Source organism: Kocuria rosea subsp. polaris (assembly GCF_001483755.1).
GTDB lineage: Bacteria > Actinomycetota > Actinomycetes > Actinomycetales > Micrococcaceae > Kocuria > Kocuria cellulosilytica.
In genome coordinates this window covers 1-23,564 of the sequence record NZ_LQBK01000007.1, presented here as the reverse complement: position 1 = coordinate 23,564, position 23,564 = coordinate 1, and the positions used below count along the sequence as shown (strand labels likewise).

At 69.4% G+C, this 23,564-nt stretch carries 16 protein-coding genes and 2 pseudogenes; 8 read left to right on the top strand and 10 right to left on the bottom strand.

The annotated features are described in order from the left end of the window. Positions 1-3: 3 nt before the first annotated feature. On the bottom strand, positions 4-888 hold the full coding sequence (locus AVL61_RS06660) for a dihydrodipicolinate synthase family protein (protein ID WP_058873580.1): 885 nt from the start codon (positions 886-888) through the stop codon (positions 4-6). 135 nt (positions 889-1,023) lie between these two features. On the opposite strand from AVL61_RS06660, the gene pdxR reads away from it, so the two are divergent. Further along, positions 1,024-2,448: a MocR-like pyridoxine biosynthesis transcription factor PdxR gene (gene pdxR / locus AVL61_RS06655; RefSeq protein WP_058873579.1), complete on the top strand. Its 1,425-nt coding sequence runs from the start codon at positions 1,024-1,026 to the stop codon at positions 2,446-2,448. A gap of 192 nt (positions 2,449-2,640) precedes the next feature. Here the strand turns inward: pdxR and hutG are convergent, their stop codons facing one another. Beyond that, positions 2,641-3,636 (bottom strand): formimidoylglutamase, encoded by a 996-nt coding sequence (hutG, locus tag AVL61_RS06650; protein ID WP_058873578.1) that lies wholly within the window; start codon positions 3,634-3,636, stop codon positions 2,641-2,643. Between the two features lie 140 nt (positions 3,637-3,776). Between hutG and AVL61_RS06645 the strand changes: the two genes are divergently transcribed. From AVL61_RS06645 to AVL61_RS06625, 5 genes are all read left to right on the top strand, one after another. Next, positions 3,777-4,571 (top strand): IclR family transcriptional regulator, encoded by a 795-nt coding sequence (locus AVL61_RS06645; RefSeq protein WP_058873577.1) that lies wholly within the window; start codon positions 3,777-3,779, stop codon positions 4,569-4,571. A 139-nt stretch (positions 4,572-4,710) separates the two neighbouring features. Then, positions 4,711-6,405: a urocanate hydratase gene (locus AVL61_RS06640; RefSeq protein ID WP_058873576.1), complete on the top strand. Its 1,695-nt coding sequence runs from the start codon at positions 4,711-4,713 to the stop codon at positions 6,403-6,405. Continuing rightward, positions 6,402-7,652: an amidohydrolase family protein gene (locus AVL61_RS06635; RefSeq protein ID WP_231738309.1), complete on the top strand. Its 1,251-nt coding sequence runs from the start codon at positions 6,402-6,404 to the stop codon at positions 7,650-7,652. Before AVL61_RS06640 ends, AVL61_RS06635 begins: the two co-directional genes overlap by 4 nt. 63 nt (positions 7,653-7,715) lie before the next feature. Beyond that, a complete protein-coding gene (locus AVL61_RS06630; RefSeq protein ID WP_058873575.1) occupies positions 7,716-9,035 on the top strand; it encodes a YjiH family protein in 1,320 nt (439 codons plus the stop codon). A gap of 59 nt (positions 9,036-9,094) precedes the next feature. Beyond that, a complete protein-coding gene (locus AVL61_RS06625; RefSeq protein WP_058873574.1) occupies positions 9,095-10,372 on the top strand; it encodes a Glu/Leu/Phe/Val family dehydrogenase in 1,278 nt (425 codons plus the stop codon). 305 nt (positions 10,373-10,677) lie between these two features. On the opposite strand, the gene AVL61_RS06620 is transcribed toward AVL61_RS06625, so the two are convergent. Beyond that, entirely contained in the window at positions 10,678-11,337 is a 660-nt protein-coding gene (locus AVL61_RS06620; protein WP_047804233.1) for a GntR family transcriptional regulator, read from the bottom strand. A gap of 115 nt (positions 11,338-11,452) precedes the next feature. On the opposite strand from AVL61_RS06620, the gene AVL61_RS06615 reads away from it, so the two are divergent. After that, the gene (locus AVL61_RS06615) at positions 11,453-12,109 is read left to right on the top strand and encodes a flavin reductase family protein (protein ID WP_058873573.1); all 657 of its coding nucleotides are present in this window, start codon (positions 11,453-11,455) and stop codon (positions 12,107-12,109) included. Beyond that, positions 12,106-13,464, top strand: coding sequence for an MFS transporter (locus AVL61_RS06610; RefSeq protein WP_082697011.1), 1,359 nt, complete (start codon positions 12,106-12,108; stop codon positions 13,462-13,464). Before AVL61_RS06615 ends, AVL61_RS06610 begins: the two co-directional genes overlap by 4 nt. A 195-nt stretch (positions 13,465-13,659) precedes the next feature. On the opposite strand, the pseudogene AVL61_RS06605 reads toward AVL61_RS06610, so the two are convergent. From AVL61_RS06605 to AVL61_RS06575, 7 genes and pseudogenes are all read right to left on the bottom strand, one after another. Then, positions 13,660-14,910, bottom strand: a pseudogene (locus AVL61_RS06605) (IS256 family transposase). A 64-nt stretch (positions 14,911-14,974) separates the two neighbouring features. Further along, positions 14,975-15,301 carry an Lrp/AsnC ligand binding domain-containing protein gene (locus AVL61_RS06600; protein WP_058873572.1) on the bottom strand — a complete coding sequence of 109 codons (327 nt, stop codon included), beginning with the start codon at positions 15,299-15,301 and terminating at the stop codon, positions 14,975-14,977. Between the two features lie 27 nt (positions 15,302-15,328). After that, positions 15,329-16,156, bottom strand: coding sequence for a pyruvate, water dikinase regulatory protein (locus AVL61_RS06595; RefSeq protein ID WP_047804236.1), 828 nt, complete (start codon positions 16,154-16,156; stop codon positions 15,329-15,331). 100 nt (positions 16,157-16,256) lie between these two features. After that, the gene (gene ppsA / locus AVL61_RS06590; protein ID WP_058873571.1) at positions 16,257-18,650 is read right to left on the bottom strand and encodes a phosphoenolpyruvate synthase; all 2,394 of its coding nucleotides are present in this window, start codon (positions 18,648-18,650) and stop codon (positions 16,257-16,259) included. 172 nt (positions 18,651-18,822) lie between these two features. Continuing rightward, positions 18,823-22,275: a pyruvate carboxylase gene (locus AVL61_RS06585; protein ID WP_058873570.1), complete on the bottom strand. Its 3,453-nt coding sequence runs from the start codon at positions 22,273-22,275 to the stop codon at positions 18,823-18,825. A gap of 222 nt (positions 22,276-22,497) precedes the next feature. Continuing rightward, entirely contained in the window at positions 22,498-23,139 is a 642-nt protein-coding gene (locus AVL61_RS06580; RefSeq protein ID WP_058873569.1) for a LutC/YkgG family protein, read from the bottom strand. Beyond that, a pseudogene (locus tag AVL61_RS06575) lies at positions 23,136-23,564 on the bottom strand ((4Fe-4S)-binding protein); the annotation flags it as partial. The gene AVL61_RS06580 and the pseudogene AVL61_RS06575, both read right to left, overlap by 4 nt.

Here is a 23,564-nt window from a genome sequence, read left to right as displayed (position 1 = left end):
GTCTCACCCGGCCAAGCCAGTGGCTTGCAGGGCCGCTTCGAGCTCGGTGCGGGCCTGTGGGGACAGTCCGAGCAGCGGGCGGGGCAGGCTGGGGGCGGCCACCCATCCGAAGGTTTCGGCGATGGCGGCCATCACCCGCAGGCTGCCGTAGCGCCGGAACAGCGCCCAGATCGGTTCCAGGCCTTGGGAGAGGGCTTGGGCGTGCTCCGGGTGGCCGGCGATGGTGGCGTCCACGATCGCCTGGGCGGTGGTGGGGAACACCCCGCCGATCACGGAGTACCAGCAGTCGGCTCCGGCCAGCAGCGCTTCGGCGGCCACCCAGTCGCCGCTGATGCCCACCGAGACGCTGCCGGGCAGACCTGATCGCAGCGCGGTGACCCGGTGCGCCACGTCTGGGTCAGGGGGTGGGATCTTGATCCCGGTGATGTTCGGCAGTTGCACGAGGCGGGTGTAGAGCTCGTCGGTGAAGGTGAACCCGGTGGTGCCGGGGTTGTCGTAGATGATCACCGGCAGTGAGACCGCGGAGGTGACATCGCGGTAGAGCCCGTAGACCTCCTCCTCGCTCAGGCGGTGGTAGGAGACCGGGGCCAGCAGCACCCCGGCCGCACCCGCCGTCTGGGCGTCCTGGGCGTAGGTGAGGACCTCGCGGGTGCGCAGCGCCCCGATCCCGGCGATCACCGGTGTGCCGGCAGCGGCGGCGACCGCCGCCTCCAGCACCGTAGATCGTTCGGCACGGTCCAGGTACGGATAGAGCCCGGTCGAGCCCAGCACCCCGATGGAGTCCACGCCCGCCTCGACGAGGCGCGAGATGAGACCAGTCAGGGCCGTCTCGTCGACACCCGTCTCGGACAGCGGGGTCAGGGGGAAGGCGCAGAGCCCGTCAAGCATGTGGATACTCTCTTTCGTTCACCCCGGGCAGCACCACTACCGGTACCGAGGAATCGTCGATCGGATGGAACCCATGCTGGCAAGCCGATTGGTCCTAACCTAGATCCAAGAACGCTTGGACGAAGGAGACCAAGAATGGCTGTCGCCGAGCTGCCCCTCACCGTGGACCGCAACAGCCCGACACCCCTGGCCGCCCAGGTGGCCGCTCAACTGCGCCGGGCCATCCTCGAGGGCACGGTGGGAGCCCCACACCATCTGCCCTCCTCCCGCCGGCTCGCCGCCGATCTGGGCGTCTCGCGCGGGGTGGTCGTGCGCGCCTACGAACAGCTCACCGGGGAGGGCTACCTCGAAGGCCACGGCGCGGAAGGCACCCGCGTCGCAGTGCGGGCCGACGTGCGGTCACCGGCGCGCACCACTCCGCCTCGCCCCCGCGAAGAACCGTCCCACCCGGTCATCGACCTCACCCCGGGACGCCCCTCGGACACCCCTTTCACCGACCGCTCCTGGCGCACCGCCTGGCGGGCAGCCCTGGCCGAACCCGGCCACGTCGACCTGCCGCCGGCGCTGGGGACCACCCGGCTGCGGGCGGCCATCGCCGGCCATCTCGCCACGGCCCGGGGACTGGCCGTGGACCCCGAGGACGTCATCGTCACCGCCGGCACCAGTGACGCACTGCAGCTGATCGTCACCGCCCTGCGAACCCGCTCACCAACGCCCCGGGTGCTGGTGGAAGACCCGGGATACCCCACCGCCCGCCGGGTCCTCACCACCGCCGGCGCCCAGGTCCAGACCCTGCCCGTGGGCCCGGACGGATTGCGCGCCGCCCAGCTCACCACACTGGACCCCGTTCCGGACGCGGTGCTGATCACCCCCAGCCACCAGTACCCCCTGGGCGGGCGAATGCCGGTGCAAGAACGGCTCGCTCTGCTGGAGTGGGCCGCCGAGCACCGCGTCGTCGTTCTCGAGGACGACTACGACAGCGAGTTCCGCCACCAACGAATGCCGCTGCCGGCCACCGCGTCCCTGCCCTCTCAAGCCGAGGTGGCCCTGCTCGGCTCCTTCTCGAAGACCCTGAGCCCCTGGCTGCGCTGCGGCTACCTCGTGGTCCGCGGTGCTGCAGGAGAGCTGTTGAAGGAGACCCGCGCCAGCCTGGACACCCCCGTGTGCGGTGTCCTGCAGTCCGCGCTGGCCCACTACATCGACGACGGCGGACTGGCCCGGCACACCGCCAGAGCACGCCGGGCCTACAGCCACCGCCGCGCCCTGCTGCTGGACCGGCTCGCTAACCGGCCCGAGCTCGAACTCGACGCCCTGGAGGGAGGCCTCCACGCCGTCCTCCGCCTCCCCGCACGGGTCGACGCCGAGGACGTGGCCGCGAGGGCGCTGGCCCACGGCGTGCGGGTCGTCTCCCTGACCCCCTACTACGCCCACCGGCCATCCGAGAACGGGCTCGTCATCGGCTACGGCGCCCCCACAGACCTCCAACTCACCTGGGCCCTGGACATCCTGCTCCAGCTGCTCGACACCACAGTGGCGCCCGACGGGCGGGACCACCCCTGAATGTTGAAGCGGATCAGGCTGCTCTTGGGGACCACCACCGATGCCCGCGTGGGAACCCCTACTACGAGGCCACCTTCGTGGAAGGTGTCCGGTAGCCGGCCATATGTAAAGTCATGACGGGCGCCCTCCTTCCCTTCTACCGGGACCTAAAAGTGGTGTCTTATTGGTGTTTTCGCAGGTGGGACTTTCACCTTATCTGTGGTGTTCTGCTGCGTTATGGGCGACTGTGGTGATCAGTCGGGCCGCGGTGCGGGCCGTGCGGTTGTCGATGTCGTAGGTGGGATTGAGTTCGACGACGTCCATCAGTGCGAGCTTTCCGCTGGCGGCGACCTGGTGGCAGATGGCGTTGATGACGTCCAGCGGTACCCCGAAGCTGGCCGGGGCACTGACTCCTGGGGCTACCGCGGCGGGGAGAACATCGAGGTCGATGCTCAGGTGGAGCACGTCGATTTGGGCCAGGAACTTTTCGACGAATTCGGACACCCGGCCGGTGTGAGTCGCGCACTGCTCATCGAGCAGATGCTCGACCCCGAGGTCAGCCGCCGTGTCGAAGAGTGCCCGGGTGTTGTTTGGCCGGCTGATGCCGACCACGGCGTAGCGGAAGGGGCGACCGGCGTTGTGCTCGCTCTCGGCGATTTGGCGGAACGGTGTGCCCGAGGTGGGCTGGGGGGCGTTTCGCAGGTCGAAGTGGGCGTCGAGATTCAAGATGCCCACTCGCTGTTCTTCGGCCACCCGGTGGGAGCCGGCCATGCCGAGGTAGCTGCCGTAGGCGGTTTCGTGTCCTCCCCCGAGCACGATCGTGAGTGAGTGCTGGTTCAGCAGCTCGGCGGTCGCCGCACCCAGACGTCGCTGGCCCCCCTCGAGGTCATTCCCGTCCACTGTGACGTCTCCGGCGTCGAGGACGGAAAAGTCTTCGTGCAGCGCCAGGGGACCCAGTGCATTCCGCAGCGCTGCGGGGCCGCTGGCCGCGCCGGGGCGCCCGTGGTTGCGGCGCACCCCCTCGTCGCTGCAGAAGCCCACGACGGCGATACCCTCCCGTGGCTCCTGCGGGACGTACTGGGAAGCAGTGGCGAGCTCCTCCTGCAGGTGCACGGCCTGATGCCAGCGACGGTGCTGTGGGCCGGTGCCGTCGGTGCGACCCGTCCACCGGGAGGCGGGTGCGGCAGGGTGGGGGGAGGAAAGCTCCACGGGTTCTCCTGACTGATAAAAGGACTGTGGGTACCACTCCAACGGATGCGCTGGGGGAATGCCACGCCCCGACGCACAATGGGTCTGGGATCTCAGACCGATTCGTGGGCTGGGTGGTCGATGGCCGGAGAGGTGGCGCGATGAGCTCGTCGAAAGTTCCCGCGGCGGAGAACACTTTGCGGATCCTGCAGTACCTGGCCTCCCGGCGGGGACCGGTGGGGGCAGGTGCGATTGCCGCGGCCCTGGAGCTGCCGCGCTCGAGTGTCTATCACCTGCTGGCGGTCCTGGAACGCAACGGCTTCGTTTTGCACCTGGTGGAGGAGAAGCTCTACGGGTTGGGTGTCAGCGCTTTCGAGCTCAGTTACGCCTTCGAGCGCCAGGAGCCGTTGGCCCGATTGGGGCGGCCCTTGTTGGCCTCACTGGTGGACCGCCTCGGGGAGAGCGCGCACCTGGGGGTGCTGCAAGGGCAAGACGTGGTCTACCTCGTGGAGGAACGCGCCCGCTACCGCCCCTCTTTGGCCACTGACGTCGGAGTGCGCCTGCCGGCCCATCTCACCGCCACGGGCAGGGCTCTGATGGCCGCCCTCCCGCCGGCACAGGTTCGTGCCCTCTATGCCGGTCCACAAACTTTTCCCACCCGCACCGGCAAGAACCCCATCACCTCCTACGGAGCCCTCAAAGAGGCCCTGGGGCAGGTCCAGCGACTGGGCTACGCCCTGGAGCAGGACGAGGTGACCGAGGACTTCAGCTCCCTGGCCGTCGTGGCCCGGGACCACACGGGCTGGCCGGCGGCAGCCATCACGGTCACCTTCATGACCCACCGAGTTCCCGAGGACCGATGGGCGCAGATCCTGGGCGCCATGCACCAGACCGCCAACGAGCTCTCACGGCGCTTGTACGGCACCGGGGCCACCACCCCTGACCCTGGTGTCTGACATACCAGACACAACCTGCGGAAAGCCGTAGTGGGGCCCTGGTGCTGAACGGTTTGATGAAGGCAGAGCTTGTGACTGCGGTCACGACCACTCCTCATTCTCGGATTCTCGAGCACCGTTCTGCACCTTGGAGGTCACCATGTCCCCGTCCGTCACCCGCACCGTGCGCGCCGCCCGCGGCACCGAGCTGACCGCGAAGAGCTGGCAGACCGAGGCGCCGTTGCGCATGCTGCACAACAACCTGGACCCCGAGGTCGCCGAGCGACCCGAAGACCTGGTCGTCTACGGCGGTACCGGCAAGGCCGCGCGCAACTGGGAGGCCTTCGACGCGATCAGCCGCACCCTGGAGTCCTTGGAGGACGACGAGACGCTGTTGGTGCAGTCGGGCAAGCCTGTGGGGGTGTTCCGCACCCATGAGTGGGCCCCGCGGGTGCTGATCGCCAACTCCAACCTGGTCGGGGACTGGGCGAACTGGCCCGAGTTCCGCCGCCTGGAGGCCGAGGGGCTGACCATGTACGGGCAGATGACCGCCGGGTCCTGGATCTACATTGCGACCCAGGGGATCCTGCAGGGCACCTATGAGACGTTCTACGCCGTGGCGCGGAAGATGCACGAGGACGGCCGGCTTACCGAGCCCACCCTGGCCGGGACGCTGACGCTGACCGGTGGGTGCGGGGGCATGGGCGGGGCCCAGCCGCTGGCGGTGACCCTCAATGGCGGGGCGTGCCTGATCGTGGACGTGGACGAGACCCGGCTGCGTCGCCGGCAGGCCAAGCGCTACCTCGACGAGGTCGAGACCGACCTCGCCACGGCCCTGCGCAAGGTGAACGAGGCCAAGGCCGAACGGCGGGGCCTGTCGGTGGGTTATGTGGGCAACGCCGCGGAGGTCTTCCCGGAGCTGCTGGCTCGCCACCGGGCCGGGGAGCTGACGGTGGACATCGTCACGGACCAGACGTCCGCCCACGATCCGCTGTCCTACCTGCCGGCCGAGTACATGGTGGAGCAGTGGGAGGCCGAGGCTGCCGCCGATGCGGAGGGGTTCACGAAGAAGTCCCGGGAGTCCATGGCCGCCCAGGTCCAGGCGATGGTGGAGTTCCAGGACGCCGGGGCGGAGGTCTTCGACTACGGCAACTCCATCCGCGACGAGGCCCGGCTGGCCGGCTACTCCCGCGCCTTCGAGTTCCCCGGGTTCGTGCCGGCCTACATCCGGCCGCTGTTCTGCGAGGGTCTGGGCCCGTTCCGGTGGGTTGCCCTGTCCGGGGACCCGAAGGACATCGAGGTCACCGACGCGGCGATCAAGGAACTGTTCCCCGACAACGAGCACCTGCACCAGTGGATCGACGCCGCTCAGGAGCACGTCGAGTTCGAGGGCCTGCCCGCCCGGATCTGCTGGCTCGGCTACGGGGAACGCCACAAGGCGGCCCTGAAGTTCAACGAGCTGGTGGCCGAGGGCAAGATCTCCGCCCCGATCGTCATCGGCCGTGACCACCTGGATTCCGGGTCGGTGGCCTCCCCCTACCGGGAGACCGAGTCGATGAAGGACGGCTCCGACGCGATCGCCGACTGGCCGCTGCTCAATGCGCTGACCGCCGCCTCCTCCGGTGCCACCTGGGTGTCCATCCACCACGGCGGCGGCGTGGGGATCGGCCGCTCCATCCACGCCGGGCAGGTCTCGGTGGCCGATGGCACCGAGCTGGCCGCCCAGAAGCTGGAGCGGTTGCTCACCAATGACCCGGGCATGGGCGTGATCCGCCACGCCGACGCCGGCTACGAGCGGGCCCTCGAGGTTGCCCAGGAGCGTGGGGTGCGCGTTCCCATGCAGGAGAACCGGTGATCTCGGACGCCGGTGGCGCGCAGCTGATCACCGGCATCGCCGAGCTGGTGACGGTCGACGAGGAGCTGGGCACCCTTCGGGACGCGGCGGTGGTCATCGACGGTGAGCGCATCGTGTGGGTCGGTGCCGCAGGCGGGGCACCGGCGGCCGACACCGCTGTCGACCTCGGCGGGCGGGCGGTGCTGCCCGGGTGGGTGGACTCCCACATGCACCTGGTCTTCGACGGGGACCGCTCGGGGGAGTTCGCCGCGCGGATGGCCGGCGAACCCTACGCGGCCGGGGGCATCGGGGTGACCACCGCCGCCACCCGGGCCGCTGAGGACACCCGCCTCGATGCCCTGGTGGCCTCCCGGGTGCGGGAGGCCACCGCCGGGGGCACCACCTACCTGGAGACCAAGACCGGATACGGGCTCACGGTTGCCGACGAACAGCGCAGCGCGCGGATCGCGGCAGCCCACGTGGAGGACGTAACTTTTCTCGGGGCCCATCTCGTCCCGGCCGGCCTCGACGCCGAAGATTATGTGGAGGAAGTCTGCGGGCCGATGCTGGCCGCGGTCGCCCCGCACGCCCGGTGGGCGGACGTGTTCTGCGAGGAGGGCGCGTTCACCGCCGAGCAGTCCCGGCGGGTGCTCACCGCCTGTGCTCAGGCGGGGCTGGGGCTGCGGGTGCACGGCAACCAGCTGGGCCCGGGCGAGGGCGTGGCCTTGGCGGTGGAGCTGGGGGCGGCCTCGGTGGATCACTGCAACCACCTCACCGACCGCGACATCGACGCCCTGGCCTCCTCTGGTGCCGGATCGGCGGGCGGTACCCGGGCCGGGCACGAGACGGTGGCAACTGTCTTGCCGGCCTGCGACCTCTCCACCCGCGCCCCGTTGGCCCCGGCCCGTCAACTGCTCGATGCCGGGGCGAGGGTGGCGATTGCCTCCAATTGCAACCCGGGGACCTCCTACACGACCTCGATGAACTTCTGCGTGGCCACGGCTGTGCTGCAGATGGGGCTGTCCATCGAGGAGGCGGTCACCGCCGCCACCCTCGGCGGGGCCAGGGCTCTGCGCCGGGACCAGGAATCCCTTGCCGCCGGCACCCGGCCCAAAGCCACCGGTGACGAGCTGCCGGTGGGGCGCATCACCCCCGGGCACCGCGCCGACCTGCACGTCCTCGACGCCCCCGCGGCGATCTACCTGGCCTACCGCCCCGGCATGCCCCTCACCCACGCGGTGTGGCGGGCCGGCCACCGCCTGCTCTGATCCCGAGCCGTCCATCACGACGCTGACCGCCTTCCTCCTTCTTCCTTTGAAACGGATACTGACATGGCCACCACTGCTCAGGCCCATCGGACCACGGCCGCGGATCTGCTGCGCTTCGTGCTCTACAGCGCCATCGGCGTCTTCATGTTCTTCGTGCCCATCACCGTGGGCGAGAAGAGCACCATCCCCCTGGACCATGTGGTCTCCTGGCTGCGGGACAACGCCGCGGACTACGTGCCCTACTACGCCCTGGCGCTGATCCTGGCCGGTGCCGTGCTGCCCTTCGTCACCGGCGCCTGGCGGGCTTCCCGGCTGCGCACCGTGTTCGCGCTGCTCAACGTGGTCGGGCTCGCCGTGGGTGTGGCCCTGGTGACCGGGACCGGCCCGGCCTGGTTGATGGCCGAGGACATGGGGCCCTTCCTCTTCAACGCCTTGGTCATCCCGGTGGGACTGATCGTGCCCATCGGAGCGATCTTCCTGGCCCTGCTCATCGGCTACGGGCTGATGGAGTTCGTCGGGGTCTTCCTCCAGCCCGTCATGCGCCCGCTGTGGCGCACCCCGGGACGCTCAGCGATCGACGCGGTGGCCTCCTTCGTGGGCAGCTACTCCCTGGCCCTGCTGCTGACCAACCGGGTCTACCGTGAGGGCCGCTACACCAGCCGGGAGGCGGCGATCATCGCCACCGGTTTCTCCACGGTCTCGGCCAGCTTCATGGTCATCGTCGCCAAGACCCTGGGCCTGATGGAGCACTGGCTGATGTACTTCTGGCTGGCGCTGGTCGTGACCTTCATCGTCACCGCCATCACCGTGCGCATCCCACCCCTGAGCCGTATCCCGGACACCCCCTTCCCCGGCGTGGAGCACCAGCCCGAGGAGAAGGTCACCGGCAACCGCTTCCGCTACGCCTGGTCTGAGGCCCGCACCACCCTGCACGCGGCCCCCTCGCTGGGGCGCAACATCGCCGAGAACGTCCGTGACGGGTTCAAGATGGCCATGGCCATCCTCCCCTCGATTCTCTCCATCGGGCTGCTGGGGCTGGTGCTGGCCCGCTACACCCCCGTCTTCGACTGGGTCGGCTACCTCTTCGCCCCCTTCGCCTGGGTGGTGGGTCTGCCCGAGCCGCTGCTGGCCGGGAAGGCCTCCGCCACCGGGATTGCCGAGATGTTCCTGCCGGCCACCATCGTGGCCGGGGAGGAATCACTGGTGCTGCGCATGGTCATCGCCATCGTGTGCGTGTCGGCGATTATCTTCTTCTCCGCCCTGGTCCCCTCCATTCTGGCCACCGACATCCCGGTCCCGCTGGGGCACCTGGTGATCATCTGGTTCGAGCGCGTGGCCCTGACCATCCTCATCGCCACCCCGCTCGTGCGCCTGCTGCTCTGACCCGCCCACCCAGCACACAGCCCGAGGCCACGCCCACCACAGGAAGACCCAGCACTGCCATGACTGTCACCGACACCGCACCCTTCACCACGGTCGGACCCTCCGCCTTGGAAACCGCCCAGGCCCAGCTGGCCACCGCCATCGCCACCCTCGGCTACGACACCGGTCTGCACCAGCTGCTGGCCACCGCGCGCCGGGAGCTGACCGTGTCCATCCCGCTGCGCCGCGACACCGGGCAGATCGAGGTGCTGCGCGGTTACCGGGTCCAGCACAATTTCTCCCGCGGCCCGGCCAAGGGCGGACTGCGCTACTCCCCGGCCGTGGACCTGGACGAGGTTCGCGCCCTGGCGATGTGGATGACCTGGAAGTGCGCCCTGCTCGATGTTCCCTACGGCGGGGCCAAGGGCGGGATCACCATCGACCCCCGCCACTACTCCGCCGGGGAGCTCGAGCGCGTCACGCGCCGCTACACCTCCGAGATCCTGCCGATCATCGGCCCCGAAAAGGACATCCCCGCCCCCGACATCGGCACCGATGAGCAGACCATGGCTTGGATCACCGACACCTACTCGGTCAACGTCGGCTACACCGCCCCGGCCATCGTCACCGGCAAACCCGTCTCCCTCGGTGGATCCCTGGGCCGCTCCTCAGCCACCTCGGCAGGGGTCGTCCACATCGCCCTGGCCGCCCTGGAGCACCGCGGGATCACCCCCGCCCGAGCCACCGCCGCGGTGCAGGGCTTCGGCAAGGTCGGCGCGGGCGCGGTCGAGTTCCTCGCCGAAGCCGGAGTGAGGGTCCAGGCGGTCTCCGATCAGTACGGAGCGGTGTACCGCTCGAGCGGACTCGACCACGACGTTCTGGCCGCCCACACCCGGCAGACCGGCAGCGTGGTCGGTTGCCCCGGCACCGACCCGCTGGCCCCCCAGGACCTGCTGGAACTGGACGTGGACCTGCTGGTGCCGGCCGCGGTGGAAGGCGTGCTCACCGCCGAGAACGCCCCGAACGTCCGGGCCCGGATCGTCGTCGAAGGCGCCAACGGCCCCACCACCGCCGAAGCCGACCGCATCCTCGCCGAGGCCGACGTGCTGGTCGTGCCCGACATCCTCGCCAACGCCGGCGGGGTGATCGTCTCCTACTTCGAATGGGTCCAGGGCAACCAGGCCTACTGGTGGTCCCAGCAAGAAGTCGACGACCGCCTGGAGACCCGCATGCTCACCGCCTGGCACGGCCTGCTGCGCTCCAGCCAGGAGCACGACCTCACCCTCAGGGAAGCGGCAACGGTCACCGCCGTCCAACGGGTGGCCGACGCCCACCTCACCCGCGGCCTCTACCCCTGATCCGCAGCAGCAGCCTCTGCGACCTGAAACCCGGTCGCGGGTCCACCACACCCCTGGGCATTTTCGGAAGGAACAACCATGACCGCCTTGGCAGAACCCGAGACCACTCCCCTGCTCCACCCGGAATCACTGGTGGGCGTGCCGCCGGCCTGCAGGGAGGACAGTGCCTGCCCCTACTGCAGCGGCCCGGAAACCGACTGAGGCCAGCACCGCTTCCGCCCGGCCTGATGCGCCCCACTGCGCATCAGGCCGGGACGGGCCCGTGGACATGCCCGGTCCGTGGGGGATCTCCACCGGCATTGTCGCTATCGTGCGAATCCCGCGCTGCCCAGCCGTGCGTTGCGGGTGGCGACACCCAGGGCGAACTGGACCAAGTAGTCGTTGAGCTGGATCGACGCCTCCCGCGCCGCTTCCACATCGCGGGCCAGGATCGCCCGCAACAGCTGCAGGTGCAGTTCCTTGCCCGCGGTGACCTCCCGGGCCCCGTCGAGGATGTGGGCCATCCAGAACCGGCGGGACAGGCCCTGCAACGGGGTCATCGCATCGGCCAGATACTCGTTGTGCGCCGCCGCGCACAACATCCGATGCGTACCGCGCACGACCCCCACATAGGTCTCCAGCTCCTGGATGCCTTCCAGCTCCTCGGCCAACGCCTGGATGCCGGCCAGTTCCGCCACGGTCGCCCGTTCACAGGCCAACGCCACCGCCAGAGCCTCCGTGACCCGGCGCACCTCCAAGCGGCGCAGCTGCTCCTCGACCGAGTTGGACGGAATCTCGATTCCCCGACCGGGTCGGATGCGCACCAGATGGTCACGGTCAAGACGCTGCACCGCTTCCCGCAACGGGGTCCGACCCAGGCCGAGTTCCTCCACCAGCCCGGCCTCCGTGTGGAACGCACCCGGCTCCAACCGGCCCGTTTCGATCATCTCGGCCAGCAGAACGTACGCCTCATCAGCCTTCGTCATTTCACGTCCTTTCGACGCCAGAGTACACAATAGACAGCCACATACTCTTGATATACGCCCTATATACGCCTTACGATCGAGGTGTTGCTGTGAGACCCATCACCTGGAGGATCCCGTGAAGTACCGTCCGGCCACTGAGACAAGTCCCTTGCCCTACTCGCCTTTCAAGAGCTGCACCGTGCCCCGACCCATCGGATGGCTCTCCAGCGTGAGCACGGACGGGGTGGAGAACATCGCCCCGTACAGCCAGTGGCAGAACCTCACCTTCGACCCCCCGATGGTGATGTTCTCGGCCAACCAATACCCCGACGGGCGCCGGAAGGACACCGTGATCAACGCCGAGACCACCGGATGGTTCGTGTGGAACATGGCGACCTACCCGCTGCGCGAAGCCGTCAACCTCAGCGCCATGGCCCTGAGCCCGGAGGAGAGCGAGTTCGACCACCTGGGGATCACCCGCAGCTACGCGGAGAACTACCCGGTGCCGATGGTGCAGGAGAGCCCGGTGAAGTTCGAGTGCAAGTACCACTCCACCCACCACATCCCCGGCGCTTCCGCCGTGGGCACGGTCGACGTCATCTTCGCGACCGTGGAGACCGTGCACATCGACGATGCGGTCATCACCGTCGACGGACGCCTGGACATCCAGAAAATCGAGCCGATCGCCCGACTCGGGTACTTCGACTACACCGTCGTGCGGGAGACCTTCGAGATGCGGGTGCCCGGCGCCGACCACGACGCCCAGATGGGCTTGGAGGGACGAGCAGCATGAGCCAGACGAACCAGGCCCAGGCGCCCGCCACGTCCTCCTCGGCCTCGAGTGCGACCGCTGTGACCAAGAGCCGACGGATCAAAGACCTCATCGCCGTCAACTTCGGCAACACCCTGGAGTGGTACGACTGGACGATCTACTCCATCTTCGCCCCGTACTTCGCCGTCCAGTTCTTCCAGCCGGACAACCCCGCCTCGGCCCTGCTGGCAACCCTGGCGGTGTTCGCCGTCGGATTCGTCACCCGACCGCTGGGCGGCATCCTCTTCGGCGCCTACGCCGACCGTGCCGGGCGCCGCAAAGCCCTGACCGTGGCCATGATGCTCACCGCCCTCGGCAGCCTGGTCATCGCCATCGCCCCCACCTACGCCTCGGTGGGACTTCTCGCCTCGGTGATCCTGCTCGTCGCCCGGCTGCTGCAGGGCCTGGCCCACGGCGGTGAGATGGGCACCTCCGTGACCTACCTGGTGGAGCGGGCCCCGCACGGTCGGCGTGCACTGTTCGGCAGCACGTCCTGGGTCAGCGTCGTGCTCGGCACCATGCTGGCCACCATCACCGGGCTCATCCTCACCTCCACCCTGTCCCAGGCGCAGGTGGGCGAGTGGGGGTGGCGCATCGCTTTCGGTATCGGCGGCACCCTGGGCCTGTACGCCCTCTACCTGCGGCGCCGGCTGACCGAGACCGATGCCTTCGAAGAAGCCTCCCAGCAGACCCCGACCCAGCGATCCGACGAGCACAACGCCGCACCGGCGGGACCCAAGCGGGGCTTGCTGCATCACTGGCGTGCGATGCTCATCGTCTTCGGGCTCTCCGCGGGAGGCTCGGTCATGTTCTACACCTGGCTGATCTACATGCCGACCTACGCCCAGATTCAGCACGGACAGGATCCTTCCAGCGCACTGACGGCCAGCCTCATCGCCCAAGCCTTCTTCCTCGGCGCCGTCCTGGGCGCCGGATGGCTGGGCGACCGCATCGGCCGCAAGCCGTTGGTCATCGCCTTTGGCGTAGCCTTCATCGTCCTGACCATTCCGATCTACAACCTGGTCGACGGCAGCTTCGGGCGGCTGCTGCTGGCCATGCTGGCCTCGCTGACCGCTTTGGCGCTGCTGTTCGGTGTCAACGGGGCGGTCTGGGCCGAGGTGTTCCCCACCAAAGTCCGCGCAGCCGGTGTCGCAGGTCCGCTCTCCTTCGCGACCGCCATCTTCGGCGGAACCGCTCCCTACATCAACGCCGCACTCGGACAAGCCGGCCACCAGGACTGGTTCCTCTACTACCTCATCGGCGTCGCCGGCATCACTCTGGTCACCGGGATCCTCATGCGCGAGACCAAAAACAACACCCTGATCCGAGAAACCTGACCGCCCCACCGACACCCCGACTGGCCAACTTTGACCCGTCATCACTGCGTGCAGCACTCCTCTCGGTCCCCGGCGCATAGTGCGTTCGGGGACCGAGGCATTGCCTGGACCATCTCACTGCCTCTGCCTCTCAGGCGGAGCACAGGGGCAGGGGGACTGTCCGATAAACGGTGTGTGGGGCCCGGCGGTTTTTCATCAGTGAGCGGTTCTCTCGAACCGTCCGGCGAAGGTGATCGCGAACGCGTTCAGCGCCGGCTTCCACCTCATCACCCAGCGTGCTCTACCGCCGCCGGTCGGATCAAGAGACCTGGTGACGAGGTAGAGGCACTTCAGTGCGGCCTGCTCGTTCGGGAAGTGCCCGCGGGCCCGCACCGCCCTCCGGTAACGGGCGTTGATCGACTCGATCGCGTTCGTCGTGCAGATCACCCGCCGGATCTCCACGTCGTACTCCAAGAACGGCACGAACTCCGCCCAGGAAGACTCCCACAGCTGCACGATCGCCGGATACCGCTGGCCCCACTCAGCCGTGAACTCGGCGAACCGGTCCTTTGCCGCTTGTTCTGAAGGCGCGGTGTAGACCGGTTTGAGCGCCTTGACGATCCCGTCACGGTGCTGGCGGCCGGCGTAGCGGAAGGAGTTGCGGATCAGGTGCACGATGCACTGCTGAACCACCGTCTGCGCCCAGGTGGTGCTGATCGCCTCCGGCAGGCCCTTGAGCCCGTCACAGACGGCGATCAACACGTCCTCGACGCCCCGATTCTTCAGCTCGGAGAACACCTGCAGCCAGAACCGAGCGCCCTCGGCGCCGTCGCCGGCCCAGATCCCGAGGATGTCGCGTTCCCCGTGCACGGTCACGCCCATGACGACGTAGAACGGGGTGTTGCGCACCTGCCCGTCGCGGACCTTCACCACGATCGCATCGACGAAGAGCACCGGATAGAGCGGGTCCAGCGGGCGGGAGGACCACTCGGCCAGCTCGCCGGCGACCTTCTCGGTGATCCGGCTGATGGTGTCCTTGGAGACCTTCGCCCCGTAGACCTCCTCGAAGTGCGCCGCGATCTCACCGGTCGTCAGCCCGCGGGCCGACAGCGAGAGCACGATCTGATCAATCCCGTCCAGACGCCGCTTGCGCTTGGGCACGATCACCGGCTCGAAGGACCCGTCCCGGTCCCGGGGCACCTCGATCTCGACCGGGCCGATCTCGGTCAGCACGGTCTTCGACCTCGTGCCGTTGCGCATGTTGGCCGCGATCGGAGTCTGCCCGTGGTCGTGCCCGAGGTGCTCAGTCAGCTAGGCTTCCAGGGCGGTTTCCAGCACATTCTTCGTGAGCTGGTTCAGCAGCCCGCCGGGCCCGACCAGGCTCACGCCCTGCTCCTTGGCCTGGGCGAGCAGCCGCTCGGCGAGGTCCTTCTGATCGATGATCTCTCCCGTCACGGGATCGATCATCATGCCTGTCATCTCGGTCGTGGACTCTGACACGGCCGTCTCCTTTTCGGATCAGGCCGGACCCTCACACACCGTTGTTCTTACAGTCCCGGGGCAGGGGCCGGTCCTGGACGACGTTCTTCATCACCAGAGTGGAGCTCAACCGCTGCACTCTGGGCAAAGTGGTCAGGTGGTCGTCGTAGAGGCCCTGGAGGGCCGCCAGCTCCGCGGCCACCACGTGCAGAAGACGGTCGGGATCCCCGAGCAGCCGCTGCGCCTGGATGATGTGCGGGACCGTGGCCACCGGGTCCTCCAAGGCCTCCGAGGTGTCGTGGTCGGCCGCGTACACGATGGCGAACACCAGGGAGGCGAGGTTCAGCCCCAGGGCATGGGCGGCCATCTGCTCCCGCATCGACAGCTCCGGTGGATCCGAGAATTCTCAGCCGGTGCCGGTTTCTTGGAGATCCATTCTCTGGAGGATCGTGGCGGAAATTTCTTCCACGGACATGAAGGCTGAGTTGAGGTGGGGGATGTCGTTGAGGGCGTACATCTGCTGGGCGTTGCGCAGTTCCCAGGTGCATTGGGGCAGGGAGGCGTAGATGGTGCCCGGGCGTCTTTCCTGGCGGACCTGGCTCAGTCGCAGGGGTTGGGAGGTGAGTCCGAAGCACTTGGTCGCGTAGGCGGCGATGGGTGCCGGCAGGGACCGGTGGGCGAAGTCTTCGTCGACTAGGGGGAAGTTCGCGGTGCGGATGCCGTGCTGCAGGGCCAGGTACATGCTGGTGGGGGTCTTGCCGCAGCGTGAGGGGGCGATGAGGATCAGATCGGCCCGTTCCAGGGCGCGGATGGATTGCCCGTCGTCGTGTTCCATGGCGTACTCGACGGCTGTCATCCGCGACTGGTAGCGGATGGCGTCGCCAAGCCCGTGGGCCCTGCCGGGTTGAGGGTTCGCGGTGGTGTGCAGGGCGGCTTCGAGCTGGTGGATGTGGGAGCCGAAGAGGTCCACGAAGTACCCGGCGCCAGCCTCGAGGATGCCGCGCAGGTGCGGGTCCACGACGGTGGAGAACACCACGGTGGTGCGCCCGGTTTCCGCAGCGGTGGTGATCCGGGCCGCAACCTGGTGGGCGTGGTCGGCGGTGGTGAGGAAGGGCACGGTGTGGCGTTCGAAGCGCTGGGCCGGGAACTGGGTGATGAGGGTGTTGCCGAGGGTCTCGGCGGTGATGCCGGTGCTGTCGGAGACGAAGAACGCCACCGGGCAGGAGTCGGTCACGGGTGCCTCCGCTGTCTTCTCGTCGGGATGTCCGGTGGTCCGGGTGGGGGGTGGGGTTGGTGCCCTGGTCCTGGCGCCGGCGGCACCAGGACCAGGGTGCTCACACGGCCGGCTGTGCTGTGGTAGCGGCCAGGGCCAGCCAGGTGTCCACGACGGCGTCGGGGTTCAGGGACACGGAGTCGATGCCCTGGCCCAGCAGCCAGGCGGCCAGCTCGGGGTGGTCGCTGGGGCCCTGGCCGCAGATCCCGACGTACTTGCCGCGCTCCTTGCAGGCGGTGATGGCCATTTCCAGCAGCTTCTTCACCGCCGGGTCGCGTTCGTCGAAGGAGGAGGCGACCAGGGCGGAATCGCGGTCCAGGCCCAGGGTGAGCTGGGTGAGGTCGTTGGAGCCGATGGAGAACCCGTCGAAGTGCTCCAGGAACGCCCCGGCCAGCAGGGCGTTGGCCGGCAGCTCGCACATCATCACGATCTCCAGGCCCTCCTCCCCGCGCCGCAGTCCGTTGGCGGCCAGCAGCTCGATCACACCCTGGGCTTCGTCGAGGGTGCGCACGAAGGGGACCATGAGCTTGATGTTTCTCAGTCCCATGGTCGAGCGGACGTATCGGATCGCCTCGCACTCGAGCTCGAAGGCCGCCCGGAAGGCCGGGGACAGGTAGCGGGAGGCGCCGCGGAACCCGAGCATCGGGTTCTCCTCGGCCGGTTCGAACTCGGGCCCGCCCAGCAGGTTGGCGTACTCGTTGGACTTGAAGTCCGAGAGCCGGATGATCACCGGCTCAGGGGCGAAGGCCGCGGCGATCGTGGCGATGCCTTCGGCCAGGCGCTGGACGTAGTACTCGCGCGGTCCGGGGTAGGCGGCGATCCGTTCCCGGATCTGGGCGGCCACCCCGGGGTCCAGCTCGGGGGACCCGTTCTGCAGGGCGAGCAGGGCCAGGGGGTGGATGCCGATCTGGCGGTTGATGATGAACTCCAACCGGGCCAGGCCCACCCCATGGTGGGGCAGCTGGGCGAAGGAGAACGCCTGCTCGGGGGTGCCGACGTTCATCATCACTTTCAGCGGTGCTTCGGGCATCGCGCCCAGGGTGGTCTCCTCCACGGTGTAGTCCAGCAGACCCGCATAGACCAGGCCCGCCTCGCCTTCCGCGCAGGAGACCGTCACCGGGTCACCCTCGGCCAGCACCTCGCTGGCGTCCCCGGCGCCGACGACGGCGGGGATGCCCAGTTCCCGGGCGATGATCGCCGCGTGGCAGGTGCGCCCGCCGCGGTCGGTGACGATCGCGGCGGCCTTCTTCATGATCGGCTCCCAGTCGGGGTCGGTCATCGAGGCCACGAGCACGTCGCCGGCCTGGAAGGAAGCCATCTGCTCGACCGACTCCAGCACCCGCACCCGTCCGGCCCCGATCCGTTGGCCGATGGCCCGCCCCTGGGCCACCACCGTGCCGGTCTCGTGGAGCCGGTAGCGGGCCACGGCCCCGGCCCCACGGCGGGAGACCACGGTCTCGGGACGGGCCTGCAGGATGTAAAGGTTCCCGTCGGTGCCGTCCAGGCCCCACTCGATGTCCATCGGACGGCCGTAGTGCTCCTCGATCGCCACCGCGTAGCGGGCCAGCTGCTCCACCTGCGCATCGGTGAGACTGAACCGCCCCCGCTGCTCATCCGGCACGGGCACGAATCCCACGGTCTCCCCGAGCTCCTGGGAGTCGGTGTAGGTCATCTGCAGGGCCTTGTCCCCGAGCCCGCGCTTGAGCACCGCGGGCCGCCCGGCGGCCAGGGCCGGTTTGTAGACGTAGAACTCGTCCGGGTTCACCGCCCCCTGCACCACCGCCTCCCCCAGCCCGTAGGAGGAGGTGATGAACACCGCGTCGGTGAACCCGGACTCGGTGTCCATGGTGAACATCACCCCCGAGGCGCCGACGTCGGAGCGCACCATCCGTTGTACCCCGGCCGAGAGCGCGACCTCGGCGTGGGCGAAGCCGTGGTGGACCCGGTAGGCGATCGCCCGGTCGTTGTAGAGGGAGGCGAAGACGTCCTTGACCGCCGCCAGCACGTTCCCCACCCCGCGGATGTTGAGGTACGTCTCCTGCTGCCCGGCGAAGGAGGCGTCGGGCAGGTCTTCGGCTGTCGCACTGGAGCGCACCGCCCAGGACACCCCTGCCGGGTGGGTCCCGGCCAGCTTCTCGTAGGCATCCCGGATCCCGGCCTCCAGCTTGGCCGGCAGCGGTGCGTTGCGGATCAGCGATCGGATGTGCGCACCGGCGGCGGCCAGGGCGGTCACGTCGGCGGTGTCCAGGCCCTCCAGGGTCTGGGCGATCCGGTCGTCCAGGCCGTCGGCGGCCAGGAACTGGCGGAACGCGGTGGCTGTGGTGGCGAAGCCACCGGGGACCTGCACCCCGGCGCTGCTGAGGTTGCGGATCAGCTCACCCAAAGAGGCGTTCTTGCCGCCGACCTCCTCGAGGTCGGAGAGGTCGATGTCGGTGAAAGGAAGGACAGAGGTCAAGGAGAACTCCTTCGGTGGGCGCCGCCCAGGCGGGGTGCCAGTGGATTGAAGATCGGTTCTGCCCGCCGGGCCGGCCGCAGGAACATCAGCGGTCAGGGCCGACCAGCTCCTGCCGGGACAGGGGGCCCAGAGCAGGGGGCAGGGGACGGGGTGGTTCGGGGTTGTGAAGGGTTCAGTTGGTGGGGCGCAGTACCAGCAGCAGGTCTCCACCGGTGACCTGGGTGACCCCGGTCAGTGCGACCCGGGCGACCGTGCCGCCGGTGGGGGCGGTGATGGAGGCCTCCATCTTCATGGCCTCGATGGTGGCCACCTGGCCGCCCGCCTCCACGGTGTCGCCCTCGGCCACCGTCACGGTCACCGCCCCGGCGAACGGGGCGGCCACGTGGCCGCGGTCCGTGGGGTCGGCCTTCTCGGTCTCGGGCACCGAGGAGGTGATCGAGGCGTCGCGGACCTCGATCATCCGGGGCTGGCCGTTGAGGGTGAGCATCACGGTGCGCATGCCCTTGTCGTCCGGCTCCGAGATGGCCTGCAGGGTCACCAGCAGCCGCACCCCCTTGCCGAGGGAGATCACGTGCTCCCGGTCGGAGGTCAGCCCGTAGAGGAAGTCCCGGGTGTGCAGCAGCGCCAGCTCGCCGTACTTCGCCCGGCTGGCCTCGTAGTCCCGGGTCGGGCCGGCGAACAGCAGCCGGTTCAGCGTGGCGCGCCGGGTCGCCGGGTCCCCGGTCAGGGCGTGCGAGTCCTCCGGGGCCAGCTCCGTGATCCCGACACGCACGTTGCGGCCCTCCAGGGCCTTGGAGCGGAACGGTTCGGGCCACCCGCCGGGGGGCGTGCCGAGCTCACCGGCGAGGAAGCTGATCACCGAGTCCGGGATGTCGAACTTCTGCGGGTTCGCCTCGAACTCGGCCGGGTCCACGCCCATCCCCACGAGCTGCAGGGCGAGGTCGCCCACGACCTTCGACGAGGGGGTGACCTTGACCAGCCTGCCGAGCATGGCGTTGGCGGCGGTGTACATGTCCTCGATCGCCTCGAACCGCTCTCCCAGTCCCAGCGCGATCGCCTGCTGGCGCAGGTTGGACAGCTGCCCGCCGGGGATCTCGTGCCGGTACACGCGCCCGGTCGGGGCGGTGAGCCCGGACTCGAACGGGGCGTACATCCGGCGGATGACCTCCCAGTAGGGCTCCAGGGCGGTCGCGGCCTCCAGGGGGATGCCGGTGTCCCGGTCGGTGTGGGCCAGGGCCGCGATCAGCGCCGAGGCGGGCACCTGGGAGGTCGTGCCGGCCATCGAGGCCTCGGCCACGTCCACCGCGTCCACGCCCGCGTCGATCGCGGCCATCAGCGTGGCCAGCTGCCCGCCGGCGGTGTCGTGGGTGTGCAGGTGCACGGGCAGGTCGAAGCGCTCCCGCAGGGCGGTCACCAGCTTCGCCGCCGCCATGGGCCGCAGCAGCCCGGCCATGTCCTTGATCGCCAGCACGTGGGCGCCGGCGTCGACGCACTGCTGGGCGAGCTCGAGGTAGTAGTCCAGGGTGTAGAGCTCCTCGGCCGGGTCCAGCAGGTCCCCGGTGTAGCACAGGGCGACCTCGGCGACCGCGGTCCCCGTCTTGCGCACGGCCTCGATGGCCGGGGCCATCTGCTCCACGTCGTTGAGGGCGTCGAAGATCCGGAAGATGTCCACCCCGGTCGCCGCGGCCTCGGCCACGAAGGCGTCCGTCACCTCGGTCGGGTACGGGGTGTAGCCCACGGTGTTGCGCCCGCGCAGCAGCATCTGGATCGGGATGTTCGGCATCGCCTCCCGCAGCAGCCGCAGCCGCTCCCACGGGTCCTCCCCGAGGAACCGGAGCGCGACGTCGTAGGTCGCCCCGCCCCAGGCCTCGACGGACAGCAGCTGCGGCAGCGTGTGGGCGTAGGCCGGGGCCGCGGCCAGCAGGTCCCGGGTGCGCACCCGGGTGGCCAGCAGCGACTGGTGGGCGTCCCGGAACGTCGTCGAGGTCACCGCCACGGCCTGCTGCTCCCGCAGGGCCCGGGCGAACCCCTCGGGGCCGAGCTCCACGAGCCGCTGCCGCCACCCCGGCGGCGGGGTGTGCTCGGAGGGTCCGTCGAAGGGCGAGCGGAACGGCTCGTCCTGCTTGTCGCCCGGGTAGTGGGGGAGCTTGGTGCGCGGGTCGATGCCCTCCACCCGGTCCCCGTTGGGCCGGTTCACCGTGACCTCGGCCAGCCAGGTCAGCGCCTTGGTGGCCCGGTCCCCGGAGGTGCGGGCCTCGAGCAGCTCGGGGCGGCGCTCGATGAAGTCGGTGGCCACGTCGCCGGCGAGGAACTCCGGGTCGGCCAGCACGGCCTGCAGGAACTGGATGTTGGTGGCCACCCCGCGGATCCGGAACTCGGCCAGGGCACGCTGGGACCGGTGCACGGCGGTGGCGTAGTCCCGGCCCCGGCAGGTGAGCTTCACCAGCATGGAGTCGAAGTGGGGGGAGATCTCCGCCCCGGCGTAGACGGTGCCCCCGTCCAGGCGCACCCCCGCGCCGCCGGCGGAGCGGTAGGCGGAGATCTTCCCGACGTCGGGGCGGAACCCGTTGGCCGGGTCCTCCGTGGTGATCCGGCACTGCAGGGCGGCCCCGCGCACGGCCAGCTGGTCCTGGGCGATGCCCAGATCGGCCAGGGTCTCGCCGGACGCGATGCGCAGCTGGGACTGGACGAGGTCGACGTCGGTGATCTCCTCCGTGACCGTGTGCTCGACCTGGATGCGCGGGTTCATCTCGATGAACACGTGCTGCCCGGCTCGCTCCCCGGCCGTGTCCACGAGGAACTCCACGGTGCCGGCGTTGACGTACCCGAGCTCCTTGGCGAACTTCACCGCGTCCCGGTGCAGGGCCTGGCGGATCCCCTCGTCGAGGTTCGGCGCCGGGGCGATCTCCACGACTTTCTGGTGCCGGCGCTGCAGGGAGCAGTCGCGCTCGAACAGGTGCACCATCCCGCCCTCGTTGTCGGCGAGGATCTGCACCTCGATGTGGCGGGGCCGCAGCACGGCCTGCTCCAGGAAGACCGTGGGGTCCCCGAACGCGGTGTCGGCCTCGCGCATCGCGGCGGCCAGCGCCTCGGGCAGCGCCTCGGGGGTCTCCACCCGGCGCATCCCGCGGCCCCCGCCGCCGGCCACGGCCTTCACGAAGATGGGGAACCCGATGCCCTCGGCCTGCGCCAGCAGCTCCTCGGGGTCCGCCGAGGGCTCCGTGGAGGCCAGGGTCGGGATCCCCGCCCGCTTCGCCGCCTTCAGCGCCGCGACCTTGTTGCCGGCCAGCTCCAGGATCTCGGCCCGCGGGCCGACGAAGGTGATGCCCTCGCGCGCGGCGGCACGGGCCAGGTCCGGGTTCTCCGAGAGAAACCCGTAGCCGGGGTAGATCGCGTCCGCCCCGGACTCCTTGGCCACCCGGACGATCTCCTCGACGTCGAGATAGGCCCGCACGGGGTGGCCCTCCTCCCCGATCCGGTACGCCTCGTCGGCCTTCTGCCGGTGGATCGAGTTACGGTCCTCGTACGGGAACACCGCCACCGTCTTGGCGCCCAGCTCGTAGGCGGCACGGAAAGCACGGATCGCGATCTCGCCGCGATTGGCCACCAGGATCTTGGAGAACATTGACACCCGTTCCGCACCTGGACGCTCCACTGGAGGCGTGGGTGCTGTGTTGTGAATTTCTGACAAGGTCAACTGCGAAGGAGAAACGGCCGGGCACGGCAGGGGCCGCCGTGCCCGGGCAGGGCAGACCCGGGCCCTCGGGGCCGCGATGGGGCCGGGGTGCCGAGCGGATCCGCGACGGTGCGTCTGCGCGTGCTGCGGTTCACGCGCCATCCGGGCCTGTCAGCCGAGTAGGATCACGTCGAGCGTCCGGGGCCCGTGCACGCCCTCCACGCGCTCGAGCTCGATGTCCGAGGTCGCGGACGGCCCGGAGATCATGGTGACCGGGGCCGTGGGCTCCACCAGGGCGAGGGCCTCGGGGATCAGCTCGACCACCGTGTCCAGCGGCACCACGCAGATGTGGTGGTCGGGGACCAGGCTGATCGCCCTCCGGCCCTCGTCGGGACGGCCGGTGAGGAAGATGGTGCCGGTCTCGGCGCAGGAGACGGTCGAGGCCGTCACCACCGCGTCCACGGCGTTGAGCTCCCGCACCCCGAGCGCGGAGGCCGCCCGGGCGTCGTTGGGATCCACCAGCATCCGGCGGGTGGCGGTGTCCTGCGGCAACCAGGCGGTGTCCAGACCGGCCGGGACCACATACCGGGCGGAGACCCCCAGCAGCTGCTCGATCCGCCCCGGCAGGGTGGCGGGGGTCTCGTGGTGCACCGAGGCCTTGTAGTCGACCAGCCGGTCCACGAGCATCTCGACGACCTCCTCAGCCGCACGCTCCGAGACGCGGCGATAGGTGCGCTGCGCCGGTGCAGGGGTAGGCGCGTCGTGCAGCGCCCCGCGGATCCGGTTGAGGATCTCGGTCTTTGCCTCGCTCATCGTGCTCCCCCGTCGTCTTCGGTGTCGGTCTCGGCCCCATCCGGTGCGGTACTGCCCGCATCCGGGCCGGCGGCCGGGCCGCCGTCGGCGGCCACCCGTTCCTGGGTCTCCTCGGCGTGCTTGGCCCACCAATGGCGGAAAGACTCCTTCGGCGGGGCGGGGATGTCGCGCTCATCGGTCCAGCCCCCGGCGATCCCGGGCAACCAGGAAATCGCCCGATCCTTGCCCGCCACCGCCCTCCCCAACGGCAGACCCTTCTCGGCCAACCCCATCCGGGTGCCCGAGGACATCACCACCGAAGCGCCCTTCATCATCAAATCCATCTGGGAGGGCACCCGGGGGGTGGGCTTGCTGCGCACGTCCTCGTCGCGCAGGTGCACGAGGATCTCGGGGATGTTGATCTTCACCGGGCAGACGTCGTAGCA